The sequence below is a fragment of the Dyella kyungheensis genome (genome assembly GCF_016905005.1).
Lineage (GTDB): Bacteria > Pseudomonadota > Gammaproteobacteria > Xanthomonadales > Rhodanobacteraceae > Dyella > Dyella kyungheensis.
Map to the genome: position 1 here is coordinate 441,998 of NZ_JADIKC010000005.1, position 16,022 is coordinate 458,019.

Sequence of the window (16,022 nt, forward strand, 5' to 3'; positions counted from 1 at the left end):
CGCCCCTCGGAGGGACGGCGCTGTGTCGCTAGAACAGAAACTCAGCCAAGCAAGTCCCCGCTCAACCCCCGCTGTAATACCAGCGGGCATCCTGCGGGAATCCCATCGGCTTCATTTCCAAAACGCCGGTCAGTGCGTCCTTTTGCATCGGACCGTCCATCTGAATCGCGAAAGGATTGCTTTCGTCGACCACGCCATCGATCTTGGCATCTAGCGTATTCATAACGTCACTCCATTGAGTTGGTTAGCCGCCACCCGGCGGCATCAGTGACGCTAACACGATGCTCGCCGGGCGTACCAATGCCTTGCGCGAAGAAAAACAGTTCATCGCGGAAGCGTTGCGCGTTTATTCGCGCAACCATCACTTATGTGAAGAATCATCGTGGAGGAGAAAGCTCGAGTGAATAGCACGACCTAAGGGAGTGCTTCAGTCATGCAGCCGCATCGCATAATCATGCGATTGCCTGGCGATATTTTGCGATGGACGGCCCTGCCCGTCTGCCTCAAGACGCAGGCGGACCTCAAGGCTGTCCGGTCTTGAACAAGGTTCCACTGGTGCACGCTTGATCGCGCAACCGTCTACGTATCGTCGAGGTACGCGCTGAAATGCAGCGCCGCAACCCACTCATGGCGAGCAGAAGATCATGGCGTGCCGATCCGCCCACGCCCAACATGGAGCCGTCTCGTTGCTTTAGACGGCCCAACCGTCACGATACTCGCGACGCAGAAACGCATTGGCCTCTGGCATGTTGGTGATGCGCATGTTCGCCGCGTCGTACTCGATCCTGCCGCCCGCGCGAAGGGATACGACGCCCAGCAGCATGACTTCCGTCAGTCGTGCGGCATACGAGAACGGCGACGATGCTTCTGCCCTTCCCTTGCAGGCATCCACCCAGTTCATTTCGTGCGAGGTCTTGATGCGCGCGAACGTTTGCGGAGGTTTGCCCACCGAATCGTGCAGCGATTGCGGCAGCAGGCGCGGGTTGGCGCCGTAGGTCTCGTGGATCAGTTTTCCCTTGTCGCCAACGTAGAGGACGCCGCCGTCCTTGCTCATCTGATCGGCTCCCAATGCGTGCAGCCCTGGCGGGAGCAGACCGCCGTCGTACCAGGTGAGCCTCACCGGCGGCTTGTTGCCGCGTGCGGGGAAGTCGTAGTGCGTCATCGTCGCCATGGGGTACGACGCTTTGTTGAACGGCGTCGAGACGGTTTCCACGGAGGTCGGAAAGCCCAGGTCCAATGACCAGAACGGGGAGTCGATCAGGTGCGCCCCCATGTCGCCGATGGCGCCCACGCCCCAATCCACCCAGCCGCGCCAGTTGAACGGGTGATACACGGGGTGATAGTCGACGACGGGACCAGGGCCAAGGAAGAGATCCCATGCCAGCCCTTCCGGTTTCGGATAGTTGCCGACCATGGCGTTGGCGAGCCGATCCATCACCGCGCCCTCGTTCCAGTTGGCGTCGTCCGGCTGCGGTCGTGCTTGCGGGCGTGGAATGCCCTGCGGCCAGTAGGCAAGCGGGCGATTCGTCCAGACGTGGACTTCGCGAACATCGCCGATCGCTCCGGCAGCGATGTACTCGTTGATCAAGCGGGCGTCGTCGGTCGAGTGACCCTGGTTTCCCATCTGCGTGACGAGCCTGGGGTTGTCTTTCGCCTTCCTGGACAGTTCGCGGGCTTCGAAGATCGACCAGGTGAGCGGCTTCTGCAGATAGACGTGCTTGCCATGGCTCATCGCCGCGCTGGCGATCACGGCATGCAGGTGATCTGGCGTCGCAATGAACACCGCGTCGATGTCCTTCTGCTGCTCGAGCATCCGGCGGTAATCGGTGTAGCGCTTGATCGCATTGAACTTGCCGGCAAGCAGCCTGGTCTGCGTGATCTCGTCCTGCAGCGCCTGGCGTTCTTTAGCGGTCTGCGCCTTGTCCAGGCGTGCCTGCGCTTTTTCCAGGCCGTCGACCATCCCGTGAAAGGACTTGTCCGTGTAGTGCCAGTCCACATCGCACATCGCGACGATGTTCTCGCCGGCCAGGGCGCGCATGTTGTGCATGCCCATGCCGCCGACACCGATGCCGGCGATGTTCAATCGATCGCTGGGCGGCGTATGGCCGGGTCCGCCCAGGACGTGGCGAGGCACGATCATCAGGCCGGCCGCGGCGATGGCGGTGCCTGTGAGGAATTCGCGGCGTGAGATCTTGCCGCCCATCGGCGTATCCGCGGAATCGCCTGCGGCGCGGTGGTCCTGCTCTTCTTTCGCGATCTTCGATTCGTCCGTCATGCGTTGCAATCCCGGGTTGAATATCGATATCCGATCCGCTGCATTCTGGTCACATTGGGATCAGGGCATCAAGATGAAATGGTGAGCGTTATTTGTTCGCGGCGCGCGGCGGCGCGGTCGAGCCTCGTACGATCAATTCCGCAGACAGGATGCGCTTGCGGGGTGGTACCTCGGGATCGTTGAGCAGTTCGATCAACATGCTCATCGCTTCGCGCCCCAGTGCGTTCTTCGGTTGGGCGACAGTACTCAGCGCCGGCGTGGTGTAGCGGGCGAAGCGGATATCGTCGAAGCCGACCACCGACACATCGTCGGGTACACGCAGATTCCGCGCGCTCAGGGCGCGCATGGCGCCGATGGCCATTTCGTCGTTGGCACAGAACACCGCCGTGAATGCCTGGCCGCGGGAGAGCAGCGATTCGATGGCCCGCTCGCCGGCCTCGATGGAGAAATCGCCGGAAACCGTCAATGCGGGTTTGGCCGGCACTTTGGCGCGTTGCAGGGCAAGCCGATAACCCTGCTCGCGATCCACGCAGATCGGGCTGGCCGGCGGACCGCCGACAAAGGCGATCTGGCGATGACCCAGCATCAACAGATAGTCGACCGCCACACCCGCAGCGGCGACGTTGTCCACGTAGACGCTGGAGATATGCGCGTCCTTGACGTATTCGCACGCATTGACCACGGGAAGCCGACCCTGGATCGGAATCGACGGCACCCGGGGAGACATGGTGATGATGCCGTCGGCCTGGCGCGCAGCCACCATGTCGGCATAGGACTGTTCGCGGACCAGGCTGCCCTGCGTTTCGCCCAACAGCACGCAATAGCCGCTCTCATGCGCTACCTGCTCGATGCCGCGGATCACCTCGGAGAAGAATGGATTGGCGATATCCGGCAGCAAGGCAATGATCAGCCGCGTGCGCGCCGTGCGCAGGTTGCGCGCAAGTGCGTTGGGCGTGTAGCCCAGTCGCCTGACCACGTCGTGGATGTGCTTGCGCGTCTTTTCGCTGACGATCTCCGGGCGCTGCAAGGCGCGAGAGACGGTGGCGACCGAAACATTGGCGGCAGCGGCAATCTCTTTGACCGTGCGCACGCGCGCGGGCTGCTTCGCCAGCTTGGCCACTGAGCCTTTGCCCGGCCGCTTGGTCTTGGAGCCATCTCCACTCACCGGTTCCCCTCCTTGTTGCGCCTGCGCTGGCGACCATACCACCGCCAGTCGGCCTGCCACCTGTTTGCCGAGGCGCTTGTTCACGGGCGAACGCCTTCGTTTGCTGCGCTGCAATGTAATGGATTACATGAAAGCATTGCACGGGCGTTTGCACATCTGTTACATAAACCCGCCGCTTTCCCGCGATATTTAGACATTTTTAGACGCAGGGCAAGTGGCACCGAAGTGCAAGTGGCTGGAAAAATGTAATCGAATACATTTCTTGAGCGCAGCATCGCGTCGGAGGGGACATGTCGGGTCGGCCCGTATCGTGCATGGCTAAAGCACCGCTTGCAGCGCCTGTGCGCGGCCGTTGCCATCGCAGTTGCAACGCCTCCGGGTGCGCTCGATGAGCAGGCTTGGCATGGGGCTGGTCGGTCCCGGCTTCATTGCGGCGCATCACCTCGATGCGGTTCGCCGCCTTGGCAACGTCGACGTGATCGGCGTTGCCGGATCGAGCCCCGAGTCGACCCAGCGGCGCGCCGCTGAACTGGGTGTGGGACGCGCGTACGAGAACTATCAACGCCTGCTCGATGATCCGGCCGTGCACGTCGTGCACAACACCACCCCCAATCACCTGCATAAAGAGGTCTCGCTGGCCGCGCTTCGCGCCGGCAAGCATGTGATCTCGGATAAACCGCTGGCGAGCAGTGCCAAGGAAAGCCGCGAGTTGTTCGAAGCCGCGCGCGCTTCCGGCCTGGCCCATGTGGTGACGTTCAATTATCGCGGCCATGCGCTGGTCCAGCAGGCACGCAGCATGATCGCCAATGGCGAACTTGGTGCGCCGGTGTTCGTGCATGGCTGTTACCTGCAGGACTGGTTGACCGACGAGCGCACGTACTCGTGGCGCCTCGACCCGAGTCTGGGAGGCGCAAGCTCTGCACTTGGCGATATCGGCTCGCACTGGTGCGATCTGGCCGAGCATGTGACCGGCTCACGGATCGTCGCGGTACTGGCCGACCTGCATACCGCCGTACCTCTTCGACAGGTGGCGGCGACCGCCAGCCGGGCCTTCGATGCATCGACCGACACAGCGCGACGCGAAGTGAAGATCACCAGCGAAGATCTCGCGAGTGTCCTGCTGCGTTTCGACAACGGCGCGCGCGGTTCCCTCGTGGTCGGCCAGGTTTTGCCGGGGCACAAGAACGATCTGCGCCTGGAGGTCAACGGCCGCCAGGCATCGCTGGCATGGCGGCAAGAGCAACCCAACGAGCTGTGGCTGGGTCATCACGCGCAGGCCAATGCGCTGATCGCGAAAGATCCTGCCCGGCTCGATCCTTCCGCACGCAGCTATGCGCATCTGCCGGCCGGTCATCCGGAAGCGTGGGCGGATGCGTTCCGAAACCTGATCGCCGACGCCTATCGATGGATTGCCGATGGTGCCCGGCCGGAACACAAGCCCGCCGCATTGCCAACCTTCGCCGACGGCTACCGCAACAGCCTGGTGATCGACGCCATGCTCCGCAGCGACGCCTCCGGTGGCATCTGGCAGCCAGTCGAACACGTTGACGAATCGCAACTCACTACAGGGACACCCGCATGAAGTGGCGCCTTCGCTTGATGATGCTGCTCGAGTATGCGATCTGGGGCGCCTGGTACGTCACCGTCGGCACCTGGCTCGGCAAGACGCTGCACTTCAGCGGCCAGGAGATCGGGGCGATCGCCGGTACCACCGCCATTGGCGCGATGATCTCGCCGTTGTTTGTCGGCCTGCTCGCCGACCGCCTGTTCGATACGCGTGGCGTGCTGGCCGTGCTGCATCTGCTCGGTGCTGCCTTGCTGGTGCTGGCGGCGCAGCAGCAGGCCTTCGCCCTGCTTTACGCCGTGCTGCTGATCTACAGCCTCTGCTATATGCCGACATTGGCGCTGACCACCTCGCTCGCCATGCGCCACATCGACGATCCGCGCGAAGAGTTCGGCGCCATCCGTGTGTTCGGCACCATCGGTTGGATCGTCGTCGGACTGATCGTCGGCACCTGGGGCGTGGAGGCCACTGCGTCGCCATTGCATCTGGCGGCAGGATTGTCGGTGGCGATGGCGGTGTATTGCATCACCCTGCCCGCCACGCCGCCGCTGGCACGCCACCAGCGCTTCGTCTGGCAACACGCATTGCCGCTGGAGTCGCTGCATCTGCTGCGCGATCGCTCGATGGCGGTATTCGCGCTGGCCTCGTTCCTGATCTGCATTCCGCTGCAGTTCTACTACGCCTTCACCAACTTGTTCCTCAATGAGGCAGGCGTGGTCAACGCTGCCGGCAAGATGACCGGCGGGCAGATGTCGGAGCTGCTGTGCATGCTGCTTATTCCCTGGTTCTTCCGGCGCCTGGGCGTGAAGTACATGCTCGCCGTCGGCATGCTGGCCTGGGTGCTGCGCTATGCCTTCTTTGCCTTCGGCAATGCGGATCAGCTGATGTGGATGTTCTGGCTGGGCATCATCCTGCACGGCATCTGCTTCGATTTCTTCTTCGTGGTCGGCCAGATCTATATCGATCGCGAGGCGCCATCGGCGCTGCGTGCCGCCACCCAGGGTCTGATCACGTTCCTCACCTACGGCCTGGGCATGTTCGTCGGCTCGTGGCTATCGGGCGTGGTCGTCGACGCCTATGCGCATCCCACCGCGCAAGGCGGCGTCATGCACGACTGGCATGGCATCTGGCTGATTGCCGGCGCATGCGCCGCCTTCGTGCTGGTGCTGTTCGTGTTGCTGTTCAAGGACCGCAAGGCGGCCGTCGCGCGTGCCGTTGCAAGCACCGTCTGATCTCCCTCCCCCACCCTTCGGCCATCCAGGAGAATCGTTGATGATGACCCGCAGGCAGTTCCTGGCTCGATCCGCATTGCTGGGCGGAGCCGCCTGGCTCGCCGCCGCCAGCCCGGGCAGGCTCCTTGCCGCCGCCGCGGGCAAGCCGCTGGGCATCCAGTTGTACATGGTGCTCAAGGCGTATCAGGACGATCCGAACGGCACGCTGAAGACGCTCAAGTCCATCGGTTACAGCGAGATCGAGGCGATCATCACTTCGACCGCCAAGACGCTGCGCGATCAGTTGAACGAGGCCGGGCTCGCCTGCCCCAGCATGCATTTCGACAGCCTCGGCGTCGATGCCGGCCTGGAAGCGGCGCATACGCTTGGCACGTCGTACTTTGTCAGCAGCATGCTGCCGGCTTACATGGCCAAGCTGAAGGGCGACAAGAGTGAACCGGGCTATACCCGCGACGACGCCAAGCGCACCGCCGAGTTCGCCAACCAGATCGGCGAAAAGGCGAAGAAGGCCGGCCTGCAATACGCCTATCACAACCATCATCACGAGTTCACCGAGGTCGGCAACGGGCAGACCTTCTACGACGTGCTGCTGAGCGAAACCGATGCAAGCCTGGTCAAGCTCGAACTCGACTGTGGCTGGGTGCATGCCGGTGGCAAGAACCCGGTGGATTACTTCAAGGCGTATCCCGGGCGCATTCCCCTGATGCATGCCAAGGATTTTCTTGCTTCGCCCGCACCCAACCAGTTTCCGGGCGCGGAGCTGGGGCGCGGCACGGTGGATTACCGGCCGATCATGGCCGCTGCCGATGCGTCGGGTCTCAGGCATTGCTTTGTCGAGCAGGAAGGTCCGTTCAGTCGCGTGAGCCAGCTCGAAGCGGCGCGCATCGACTACGCCTATCTGCGTCCGCTGCGCTGAACCGCGCATTCCCAACGACGATTCAGGATTCCCATGGCAAACAACACATACGACGCCATCGTGGTCGGCACCGGCGTCAGCGGCGGCTGGGCCGCGAAAGAACTGACCGAAAAAGGACTCAAGACGCTGGTGCTCGACCGCGGCCCGATGGTCAAGCATGGCGAGTATCCCACCGCGATGAAGGCGCCCTGGGAGCTGCCCTACGCGGATGAACCGACGCAGGAAGATATCCGCCGCCACCCCGTGCATACGCGGCCGTCCTTCTACGGCATCACGCAGTCGACCAAGCACTGGTTCGTCGACGATCTCGACAATCCCTATGTGGAGACCAAGCCGTTCGACTGGTTCCGCGGCTATCACGTCGGCGGGCGCTCGCTGATGTGGGGCCGGCAGAGCTATCGTTTCAGCGAAATGGATCTGGAGGCCAACGGCAAGGAAGGCGTGGGCGTGGACTGGCCGATCCGCTACGCCGACCTCGCGCCCTGGTACGACTATGTCGAGAATTTCATCGGCGTGAGCGGCTCGACCGAACACCTCGCCCAGTTGCCCGACGGACAGTTCCTGCCGCCGATGGAATTGAACGGCGTCGAGAAGGAATTCGGCGGCAGGATCGAGGACAAGTTCGGCCGCAAGCTGATCATTGGCCGCACCGCCAACCTGTCCGCTCCGCTCAAGCACGACCAGAGCCCGCAGCGCGGCACCTGCCAATACCGCAACCTGTGCATGCGCGGCTGTCCGTTCGGCGGCTACTTCAGCAGCAACTCCTCGACCCTGCCCTCGGCCGAGCGCACCGGCAATATGACCATCGTGCCGAACGCTATCGTCTACGAGATGATCCACGACAACGTCAAAGGCAAGGCGACCGGCGTGCGTGTGCTCGATGCCGAAACCGGCCAACATACCGAATACTTTGCGCGGGTGATCTTTCTGTGCGCATCGACCTTCGGTACGACGCACATCCTGCTCAACTCCACCTCGAGCCGCTTCCCGAATGGTTTCGGCAATGACAGCGGCGAGCTTGGCCACAACATCATGGATCACCTGTTCGGCGGCGGCGTCACCGCCTCGGTGGATGGCCATGAGGATCGCTACTACTCCGGCCGACGGCCGAACGGCTTCTATATTCCGCGCTACCGCAATGTCGGTGGCGACAAGCGCTCGTATCTGCGCGGCTTCGGCTACCAGGGCGGCGCCAGCCGGCGCAGTTGGGCACGCCTGGTCGACCAGCCGTTGCTCGGCGATGAACTCAAGCGCGCCGCGGAAGAACCCGGTCCGTGGCAGATCTCGATGTCGGGCTTCGGCGAAATGCTGCCTTCGCATGGCAACTTCGTGACCCTGGACCATCAACGCAAGGACAAGTACGGCCTGCCCGTGCTCAACTTCAACGTGGCGCACGGCGACAACGAGCTGCAGATGCGCAAGGAGATCCTCAGCGATGCGGCCGAGATGATGACGGCCGCCGGCTATCGCGATGTGCGCACCTATCAGGTCGAGGCCAACGTCGGCGCCGCCATCCACGAGATGGGTACGGCGCGCATGGGGCGCGATCCGAAGACCTCGGTGCTCAACGGCTGGAACCAGATGCATGCCTGCAAGAACGTGTTCGTCACCGACGGCTCGTGCATGGCTTCGTCGGCCTGCCAGAACCCGTCGCTGACCTATATGGCACTCACCGCGCGCGCAGCCAGCCACGCGGTCGAAGAACTCAAGCGCGGCAACATCTGAGGACCCCGCCATGAACCGTCGTGAATGGTTGAAATGTTTTTCGGCCCTGGCCATGGGTGCCGTCGCGGCGCCGTCGCTGCTGGCAACCTTCGATGCGCACGCCGCCGCGCAACTGCCGGGTTACGCGCCGAAGTTCTTCAGCACGCCGCAGAACCAGCTGGTGAGCTCGGTGGTGGATATCATCATCCCGCGCAGCGATACGCCAGGCGCAGTCGATGCCGGTGTGCCGGCCTTCATCGACCAGATGTTCACCAGCGTCTACACCCATGAAGAACAGCAACGCTATCTGGCCTCGCTGGCGGCGTTCGATCGGGCCGGCGGAAAACCGTATCTGCAGCTCGACGAGAAGCAGCGCAAGGCCTTGGTGAGCAAGTTGCACGAACAGGCCTTGAGCGAACCGGCGGACAACGCGAAGGCGTCGGCGGCCAATTTCGTCCTGATGACCAAGAAACTCGCCATGCTGGGCTTCTTCATGTCCGAACCCGGCTGCACGCAGGTGCTGCAATACTCCGCCGTGCCGGGCGCCTTCCATGCCGACGTGCCGCTGGCCCAGGCCGGCAACGGCCGCGCATGGGCGGTGGAAACGGTATTGACGCTCTGATCCATGGGGCCAACGCGATTGCCAGGTATGCGCGCATGAAGACACTCAAGGGTCCGGCCATTTTTCTTGCCCAGTACGCAGGCAACGAGGCGCCGTTCAACACGTTGCCGAGCATCGCGCAGTGGGCTGCCTCGATGGGTTTTGTCGGCGTGCAGATCCCCTCGAACGACCGCCGCCTGTTCGATCTCGAACAGGCAGCGGCGAGCAAGACGTACTGCGACGATGTCGCCGGTACGCTGGCGGAGCACGGGCTGGTCGTCACCGAATTGTCGACCCATCTGCAGGGACAGCTGGTCGCCTCGCATCCTGCCTACGATCGGCTATTCGACGGCTTCGCGCCGCCGGCTTTGCGAGGCAACACGCCGGAACGGCAGGCATGGGCGGTTGAACAGCTCAAGCTGGCCGCGAAGGCGAGCCGGCATCTGGGGCTCTCGGCGCACGCCACCTTCTCCGGTGCGCTGGCCTGGCATTTGTTCTATCCCTGGCCGCAGCGCCCTGCCGGCCTGATCGCCCAGGCCTTCGATGAACTCGGCAAGCGCTGGCGCCCGATCCTCGATGCGTTCGACGACGCGGGCGTGGATATCTGTTTCGAACTTCATCCGGGTGAAGACCTGCATGACGGCGTCACCTTCGAGCGTTTCCTCGATGCGGTCGATCATCACCCGCGCGCCAATATTCTGTACGACCCCAGCCATATGGTCCTGCAGCAGATGGACTATCTGGCCTTCATCGATATCTACCATTCGCGCATTCGTGCGTTCCATGTGAAGGACGCGGAGTTCCGCCCCAATGGCCGTGCCGGCGTCTACGGCGGCTATCAGAGCTGGATCGATCGCCCGGGGCGTTTCCGCTCGCTGGGCGATGGACAGATCGATTTCGGCGCGATCTTCAGCAAGCTCGCTCAATACGATTACCCCGGTTGGGCCGTGCTCGAATGGGAGTGCTGTTTGAAGGATGCGCAGGTCGGCGCGAAAGAAGGCGCCGCCTTTATCCGCCAGCACATCATCAAGGTGACCGATCATGCCTTCGACGATTTCGTCGCCACGGCAGCGGACGCCGACTTCAACCGGCACATCCTTGGATTGTCTGAACCATGAGCGATCCATCCCTGGGCCTTAGCCGCCGAGCCGCGCTGAAGTGCATTGCCGCCGCAACGGCGTTCGGCGCCACGGCCGCGCTGGCGTCGGCGCCCGCTTCATCGAACAGCACATCGACAAATGTGCGTACGGGACGCCTGCGGCAATCGTTGAGCCGCTGGACGTCGAGTGAGCCGTTGCCGCAATTGTGCAGCCGCATTCGGCCGCTGGGCTTCCAGGGAGTCGACCTCGTCCATGTGGATGAATGGTCGATCGTTGCCGATCATGGCCTGGCGGTTTCCATGGGTTATCCGACCCGACGCGAGAACTTCATCGCGATGGGCTTCAACGATCCCGCCAACCACGCCGCGCTGCTGAAGGAACTGGAAGACACCATTCCCCTGGCCAAACGTGCGGGCGTCAAGAACCTGATCACCATGTTCGGCAACCGCGTTCCTGGCATCGACGAGGCGCAGGCGCGCGACAACTGCATCGCAGGTCTCTCGAAGATTGCGCCCTATGCGGCGGAGAACGGCATCACGCTTTGCGTGGAATTGCTCAACAGCAAGGTCGATCATCACGGTTATCAGGGTGACAGCACGGCCTTCGGCGTGGCTGTGATGAAAGGCATCGCCTCGCCGAACGTAAAGCTCCTGTACGACATCTATCACATGCAGATCATGGAAGGCGATGTGATCCGCACCGTGCGCGACAACCTGGCCTGGATCGGGCACTTCCACACCGGTGGCGTGCCGGGTCGCCACGAAATCGACGGCACGCAGGAGCTGAACTACCACGCGGTGGCCAAGGCGATTGCGGACACCGGCTTCCAGGGTTTCATCGCGCACGAATTCACGCCCGCCAACCCCGACCCCTTCGCCTCATTCGCCGACGCCGTCCGCATCTGCACGGTATGAAGAACTTGCCACGGGAACACCTATGAAGCCCATCGCCCTCACCCTCAACCTGCTGGCCTTCGCCATCGTCGGAGCCGCGGCGCACGCGCAGACAGCCGAGCCGACCGACCCGAAGGCAACCGAACAGTGGGAACCCGTTCCCAAGGTCATCACGCCCGGCAAGCTGGATGCCGCTCCGCCATCCGATGCCATCGTGCTGTTCGATGGCCGCGACCTCAGTCAGTGGGAGACGTCCAAAGACCACTTGCCGGCGCACTGGAAAGTGCATGATGGCGTGGTGACGGTCGACAAAGCCAGCGGCAACATCCAGACCAAGCAGCACTTCCGCAACTACCAGCTGCATCTGGAATGGCAGGTGCCGAAGGACATTACCGGCGAGGGCCAGGCGCGCGGAAACAGCGGCCTCTTCCTCGCCTCCACCGGACCGGGCGACGAGGGCTACGAGGTTCAGATCCTCGATTCCTTCAACAACAAGACCTATGTCAACGGCCAGGCCGCCAGCATCTACAAGCAGGCGCCGCCGCTGGTCAATGCCATGCGTCCGCCGGGCGAATGGCAAAGCTACGACGTCGTGTGGACCGCACCGGTATTCGCCGCCGACGGCTCGCTGAAATCACCGGGCTACGTGACGGTGCTGCATAACGGCGTACTGGTGCAGAACCACACCCAGCTGGCCGGCGAAACCTTCTACATCGGCAAGCCCAAGTACAAACCCTACGCGGACGCCCCCATCAAACTGCAGGCGCATGGCGATCCCTCGGGCGCGATCAGCTTCCGCAATATCTGGGTGCGTCCGCTGGATTGACGCTGGACGTCGTCTCACCCTGCCAGCGGGCGCGGTACGTCGGCCTCGGCATAGCCAGTGCGATGCCGAGTGCACAGTGCCGTCCTACACCCATACGACTGAGTCGTTGCCATCACGACTTCCATTCCGCGGTGTAGGCAAAGCGCGTCGGGTGCAGCGACATGTATTGCACGAGGCGCGGGCGCCGCGCCCGGTTTGGACTGCTGCCATGCGGCAGCAGGTGGTGCCAGATGATCATGTCGCCGCGCTTGGCGGCAATCGGTTTCATGGTCAAGGTGCGACGGGCGTGATCTTGGGCATTCACGCCCGCGGGGACGCTTTCCAGCCACGGCTTCAGCGTCCGATGAAAGCCCGGCACACAGCTGAAGGCGCCCTGGTCCTCATCGACGTCGGCGAGGTACAGGATACCCTGCAGTCCAAAGCAATGCGGTTCGGCCAGTGTGGCGTCCCAGTGCAAATGCGGCCCGGGAAATTGCCAGTCCTTTCGCTCGGGCGGATTGAATCCAACCTGGTCGACGGTCACCCAAAGATCGTCACGCCCCCACAATTGGGCGTGCGCCTTGTGAATGCGTGGCGCGCGACGATTCGCGGCCAGTGCCGGATGCCGCAGCAACGGCACCCAGATCGAATGGCCTAGCGAGGTGCGATACCAGGAGTCCGGATCGTCGCGGTCCATGCCCAAAAATTCATAGATGGCCATTTCGCCGATCTGTGCCGCCTGCTGACTGATCGCGTTACGCAGAATGACGTAGCCATGCTCGTGCCAGTGCGCAAGGTCGTCCGCGCTCAGTCCTTCGACGCCGTCGAGATGACCGACTTCGGCGCCGACACTCTCGCCTGCCAGCGCGCGCCGCAGGCGACTGATCGAGGCCTCGTCCAGTTCGCCGCCATGGCGTTCCCCTATCCAGGCTTCAAATTGCGCATAGCTCGGCCGCTCATGGTGCAAGTAACGCAAGGTCTCCAGCACGTTCAGACCCAGGCCGGCCAGCAAGGTCTTCACGACATCCTGGGGCAGCGGTGCCGTGGATCCTGGCGTGCACTGGCAAGCCCAATAAGCACGTAGCTCCTCGATGCCCAGACTTGTTTCCGCCTCCACCATTGCGTTCCTCACTACGCCAAAGATTGTTCAAGCCCCGCCTGCTTTCGCCAGCGCGCCGGGGTCATACCCATATGCAGCTTGAAGGCTCGCTGGAAGGCGGCTTCGGATTGATAGCCTACGGCTTCCGCGATGGCGCCGGTGGAGGCGGTCGTCGTTCGGAGTTCGTTCGCCGATAGCGTCATGCGAATATCGGTCAGGAAGTCGCTGGCCGACATGCCGAGCTTTTCGTGGAACAGGCGGACGAACGTCGCCCGCGACATGTTGCACTTCTCCGCCAGAAGCGGAAGGGTCCACGGGTGGCCAGGATGGTGAAACATGGCATCCAGCGCGGGAGCGAGTCGCGGGTATCCCGCCAAAGCCAGCAATCCCGCGGGCGCCTCCCTTGATTCGCTGGCAAACCGCAGCGTCAGCGCAAACAAGGCTGTCGACAAGGCGTCGAGCATCGCGCGTCCACCCAGGAAATCAGCGCCGCTCTCTGCTTGCATGAGCGCCATCAGGCTGTGCAACGCCGCGCCGCTTTCCTGGCCGGTCGTCGACGCGGCAACGCCGGTTCGTGCGATGAGACGCGCCGGAAGATAGCGACGCAGGAGCCGCGCATGCGGCGGCGACAGCACGAAACGTCCGCACAGCATATCGAGGCGATCACCCTTGCCTGCGTTGTGGCTGAACACGAGGTTGGCGGCGACGCGATGCTTGGCCGGCTTGGCGCGAGCTCCGCTGCCATCGTGCAAGGTATGCGCTTCACCCTGGGCCAATAGCAGGATGTCGCCCGCTTCCAGCACGTCAGGCCTCCCGCCATGGGGATCGAGCAAGGATGCCGAGCCACTGAGCACGATGTGGTAGGCCATCTCGCCGTCTGCAAAAGCCCTCTGATCGATACGCCAGGGCGCTCCGTATTGGCAGCGCAGATCAAGCTGCCCGCGCACCGGCGTCACTTCCAGCAACCGGCTCAGCCAATCGAGCGGCGGAGACATGGCCAACCCCCGTTGATACGTTTGAGCATATTATCGAGACGATTCGATATTAATCGTCTTAACCCTTCTTCGTAAAGTGGCTCCGTCGCAGAGATCGAGCCGAGCGGACGTGACGCCGCGCTGGCGGCCCGGTTCGTACGACACGACATCCGCCAACCCATTTCACGAAGGAAAAGCCATGAACGCCCTCCTCCAGCTTCTCGCCAAATCCGGCCTGTTGATGAAAGACTTCGATTACCACCTGCTTCGTGCTGCGATGGTCGTCATCTTCGCTTGGTTCGGCTACGACAAATGGTTCCAGTCCGAGATCACGGCACTGGCGCCGCTGATCACGCACGGGCCGCTCATCTTCTGGACGATCCCGCTCCTGGGCATCCACGGCACCGCCATCCTCCTTGGCACCGCGGAATGGACGTTCGGCTCGTTGCTGCTGCTGGGCTTCTGGAACAAGAAGCTGGGCGTGTTGGGTGCCCTCGGCTCCATCGCAACTTTCATCTCCACCCTGACGATTCTTCCGTTCGTCCCCGATGGCTGGGATGCCGGCGCCGGCGGCTTTCCCGCGATGGCAATGAATGCGGCCTTCCTGCTGAAGGACCTAGTCCTGCTGGTGGTCTCGGTTTATCTGCTCAGGGAAGACGTGATCCGCGCGTTGGGTCTTCCGCGCGAGCGTTGATGTCGTGCAGCGTGGGAGGCTAGCAAGCCTCCCCGCTGGCAGGCGAGAACAATGGGGCTCACGCCGATCCCATGACGCGAGTCAGCCATTCGAGCACGCCGCGTACCGAACGAAAATCGTCGAGGCTTCGCGCAGGAATCTCCGGATAAGCGCCTGCGGCCATTTCGGCGAGGGCGCGACCGGGTCCCAGTTCCAGAAAAGCCGTGGCGCCCGCCTCCACGCAACCCGTCAGGCATTTTTCCCATTGAATGGGATGCGATATCTGAAGAGCGAGTTTGTGCAGATCGTTGCCGGCGTCCAGCACGGGGTCGCCATCGATGCCGCTGAAGAGGCGAACCCTCGGTTGTCGTGCCGTTTGAAGGTGGACGTCTGCCAGGGCTCGATCAAAAGCGGCGGAGGCGTTGGCAAGCAGATAGGTATGGGAAGGCACCTTCACGGGAATCGACGAAGCGCGCAAGGCGCCATGTTGAGTGGCCTCGTGGGCAATGATGTCCAGCGCGCTTCTTCGACCGGCGAGCACCCAGGCGTTGGCGGGATTGCAAATCGCAACGGCGGCTTCGCGCCCTGCGCATAGTTGGTCGACGCTCGCCCTGTCCAATCCGCGAATGAAGAGCATGCCTTCGTCGCCATGACTTTCCGCATCCATCAGGCGGGCACGCGTGTCGACTAGGTCGAGCGTTTCAACGGCCCCGAGCCATCCCGCCACGCCCCAGGCCGCCACTTCGCCCACGCTATAGCCCGCCAGGCAACGCTGGCCTGGAAGTGCGCTATCGAGCAGTGCAGCCGCGGAGAGTGCCTGCAGCGTGCAAAGCAGTTGAGCCGTCCGATTGAGGTGGAGCGCATCTAGATCGGCCTGCTTCACCAGGACGCGGGGATCGCTACCGAGCTGCGCCGAGGCATGCGCAAACAATGAAGCGGCTTGCGGAGCATCGCCGGTCAAGTCGAACATGCCGGGATGCTGGCCGCCCTGCCCGGAACAAAGGATGGCGAGTGCCATGCC

The 16,022-nt window shown here is 62.9% G+C and carries 15 protein-coding genes; 9 read left to right on the plus strand and 6 right to left on the minus strand.

Annotation, left to right across the window (positions count from 1 at the left end; translation table 11 throughout):
* Positions 1 to 61: 61 nt before the first annotated feature.
* The 3 genes from ISP20_RS13360 to ISP20_RS13370 all read right to left on the minus strand — a co-directional run bounded on the left by ISP20_RS13360 (position 62) and on the right by ISP20_RS13370 (position 3,524).
* Positions 62 to 223, minus strand: coding sequence for a hypothetical protein (locus tag ISP20_RS13360; protein WP_204636578.1), 162 nt, complete (start codon positions 221 to 223; stop codon positions 62 to 64).
* Positions 224 to 691: 468 nt separating this feature from the next.
* On the minus strand, positions 692 to 2,275 hold the full coding sequence (locus tag ISP20_RS13365) for a Gfo/Idh/MocA family protein (RefSeq protein WP_204636579.1): 1,584 nt from the start codon (positions 2,273 to 2,275) through the stop codon (positions 692 to 694).
* Positions 2,276 to 2,363: 88 nt separating this feature from the next.
* Positions 2,364 to 3,524: a LacI family DNA-binding transcriptional regulator gene (locus ISP20_RS13370; RefSeq protein ID WP_338031002.1), complete on the minus strand. Its 1,161-nt coding sequence runs from the start codon at positions 3,522 to 3,524 to the stop codon at positions 2,364 to 2,366.
* Positions 3,525 to 3,828: 304 nt separating this feature from the next.
* Between ISP20_RS13370 and ISP20_RS13375 the strand changes: the two genes are divergently transcribed.
* Genes ISP20_RS13375 through ISP20_RS13410 form a run of 8 tightly spaced genes read left to right on the plus strand, consistent with a single transcriptional unit; the run spans position 3,829 to position 12,276 of the window.
* Positions 3,829 to 5,022: a Gfo/Idh/MocA family protein gene (locus tag ISP20_RS13375; protein ID WP_239535786.1), complete on the plus strand. Its 1,194-nt coding sequence runs from the start codon at positions 3,829 to 3,831 to the stop codon at positions 5,020 to 5,022.
* On the plus strand, positions 5,019 to 6,236 hold the full coding sequence (locus ISP20_RS13380) for an MFS transporter (RefSeq protein WP_204636580.1): 1,218 nt from the start codon (positions 5,019 to 5,021) through the stop codon (positions 6,234 to 6,236). Before ISP20_RS13375 ends, ISP20_RS13380 begins: the two co-directional genes overlap by 4 nt.
* A gap of 40 nt (positions 6,237 to 6,276) precedes the next feature.
* Positions 6,277 to 7,152: a sugar phosphate isomerase/epimerase family protein gene (locus ISP20_RS13385; protein WP_204636581.1), complete on the plus strand. Its 876-nt coding sequence runs from the start codon at positions 6,277 to 6,279 to the stop codon at positions 7,150 to 7,152.
* Between the two features lie 33 nt (positions 7,153 to 7,185).
* Entirely contained in the window at positions 7,186 to 8,877 is a 1,692-nt protein-coding gene (locus tag ISP20_RS13390; protein ID WP_204636582.1) for a GMC oxidoreductase, read from the plus strand.
* 10 nt (positions 8,878 to 8,887) lie between these two features.
* Positions 8,888 to 9,478 (plus strand): gluconate 2-dehydrogenase subunit 3 family protein, encoded by a 591-nt coding sequence (locus ISP20_RS13395; protein WP_204636583.1) that lies wholly within the window; start codon positions 8,888 to 8,890, stop codon positions 9,476 to 9,478.
* Between the two features lie 35 nt (positions 9,479 to 9,513).
* Complete coding sequence (locus ISP20_RS13400) at positions 9,514 to 10,575, plus strand: sugar phosphate isomerase/epimerase family protein (RefSeq protein WP_204636584.1); 1,062 nt, start codon at positions 9,514 to 9,516, stop codon at positions 10,573 to 10,575.
* Positions 10,572 to 11,471, plus strand: coding sequence for a hydroxypyruvate isomerase family protein (locus tag ISP20_RS13405; protein ID WP_204636585.1), 900 nt, complete (start codon positions 10,572 to 10,574; stop codon positions 11,469 to 11,471). The genes ISP20_RS13400 and ISP20_RS13405 overlap by 4 nt, the downstream gene beginning before the upstream one ends.
* Positions 11,472 to 11,493: 22 nt before the next feature.
* Complete coding sequence (locus tag ISP20_RS13410; protein WP_204636586.1) at positions 11,494 to 12,276, plus strand: 3-keto-disaccharide hydrolase; 783 nt, start codon at positions 11,494 to 11,496, stop codon at positions 12,274 to 12,276.
* A gap of 112 nt (positions 12,277 to 12,388) precedes the next feature.
* Here ISP20_RS13410 and ISP20_RS13415 read toward each other — a convergent pair whose 3' ends face one another.
* Both ISP20_RS13415 and ISP20_RS13420 read right to left on the minus strand, forming a co-directional pair.
* Positions 12,389 to 13,276: a phytanoyl-CoA dioxygenase family protein gene (locus tag ISP20_RS13415; protein WP_204636587.1), complete on the minus strand. Its 888-nt coding sequence runs from the start codon at positions 13,274 to 13,276 to the stop codon at positions 12,389 to 12,391.
* A 110-nt stretch (positions 13,277 to 13,386) separates the two neighbouring features.
* Positions 13,387 to 14,349 (minus strand): AraC family transcriptional regulator, encoded by a 963-nt coding sequence (locus ISP20_RS13420; RefSeq protein WP_204636588.1) that lies wholly within the window; start codon positions 14,347 to 14,349, stop codon positions 13,387 to 13,389.
* A gap of 109 nt (positions 14,350 to 14,458) precedes the next feature.
* Between ISP20_RS13420 and ISP20_RS13425 the strand changes: the two genes are divergently transcribed.
* Complete coding sequence (locus tag ISP20_RS13425) at positions 14,459 to 15,022, plus strand: DUF417 family protein (RefSeq protein WP_204636589.1); 564 nt, start codon at positions 14,459 to 14,461, stop codon at positions 15,020 to 15,022.
* A 58-nt stretch (positions 15,023 to 15,080) separates the two neighbouring features.
* Here the strand turns inward: ISP20_RS13425 and mdcH are convergent, their stop codons facing one another.
* Positions 15,081 to 16,019, minus strand: coding sequence for a malonate decarboxylase subunit epsilon (gene mdcH / locus ISP20_RS13430; protein ID WP_204636590.1), 939 nt, complete (start codon positions 16,017 to 16,019; stop codon positions 15,081 to 15,083).
* Positions 16,020 to 16,022: the final 3 nt, after the last annotated feature.

Coding starts and splice junctions, on each gene's coding strand:
- ISP20_RS13360 (WP_204636578.1), bottom strand. CDS start 223: ATGAATACGCTAGATGCCAAGATCGATGGCGTGGTCGACGAAAGCAAT.
- ISP20_RS13365 (WP_204636579.1), bottom strand. CDS start 2,275: ATGACGGACGAATCGAAGATCGCGAAAGAAGAGCAGGACCACCGCGCC.
- ISP20_RS13375 (WP_239535786.1), top strand. CDS start 3,829: ATGAGCAGGCTTGGCATGGGGCTGGTCGGTCCCGGCTTCATTGCGGCG.
- ISP20_RS13380 (WP_204636580.1), top strand. CDS start 5,019: ATGAAGTGGCGCCTTCGCTTGATGATGCTGCTCGAGTATGCGATCTGG.
- ISP20_RS13385 (WP_204636581.1), top strand. CDS start 6,277: ATGATGACCCGCAGGCAGTTCCTGGCTCGATCCGCATTGCTGGGCGGA.
- ISP20_RS13390 (WP_204636582.1), top strand. CDS start 7,186: ATGGCAAACAACACATACGACGCCATCGTGGTCGGCACCGGCGTCAGC.
- ISP20_RS13395 (WP_204636583.1), top strand. CDS start 8,888: ATGAACCGTCGTGAATGGTTGAAATGTTTTTCGGCCCTGGCCATGGGT.
- ISP20_RS13400 (WP_204636584.1), top strand. CDS start 9,514: ATGAAGACACTCAAGGGTCCGGCCATTTTTCTTGCCCAGTACGCAGGC.
- ISP20_RS13405 (WP_204636585.1), top strand. CDS start 10,572: ATGAGCGATCCATCCCTGGGCCTTAGCCGCCGAGCCGCGCTGAAGTGC.
- ISP20_RS13410 (WP_204636586.1), top strand. CDS start 11,494: ATGAAGCCCATCGCCCTCACCCTCAACCTGCTGGCCTTCGCCATCGTC.
- ISP20_RS13420 (WP_204636588.1), bottom strand. CDS start 14,349: ATGTCTCCGCCGCTCGATTGGCTGAGCCGGTTGCTGGAAGTGACGCCG.
- mdcH (WP_204636590.1), bottom strand. CDS start 16,019: ATGGCACTCGCCATCCTTTGTTCCGGGCAGGGCGGCCAGCATCCCGGC.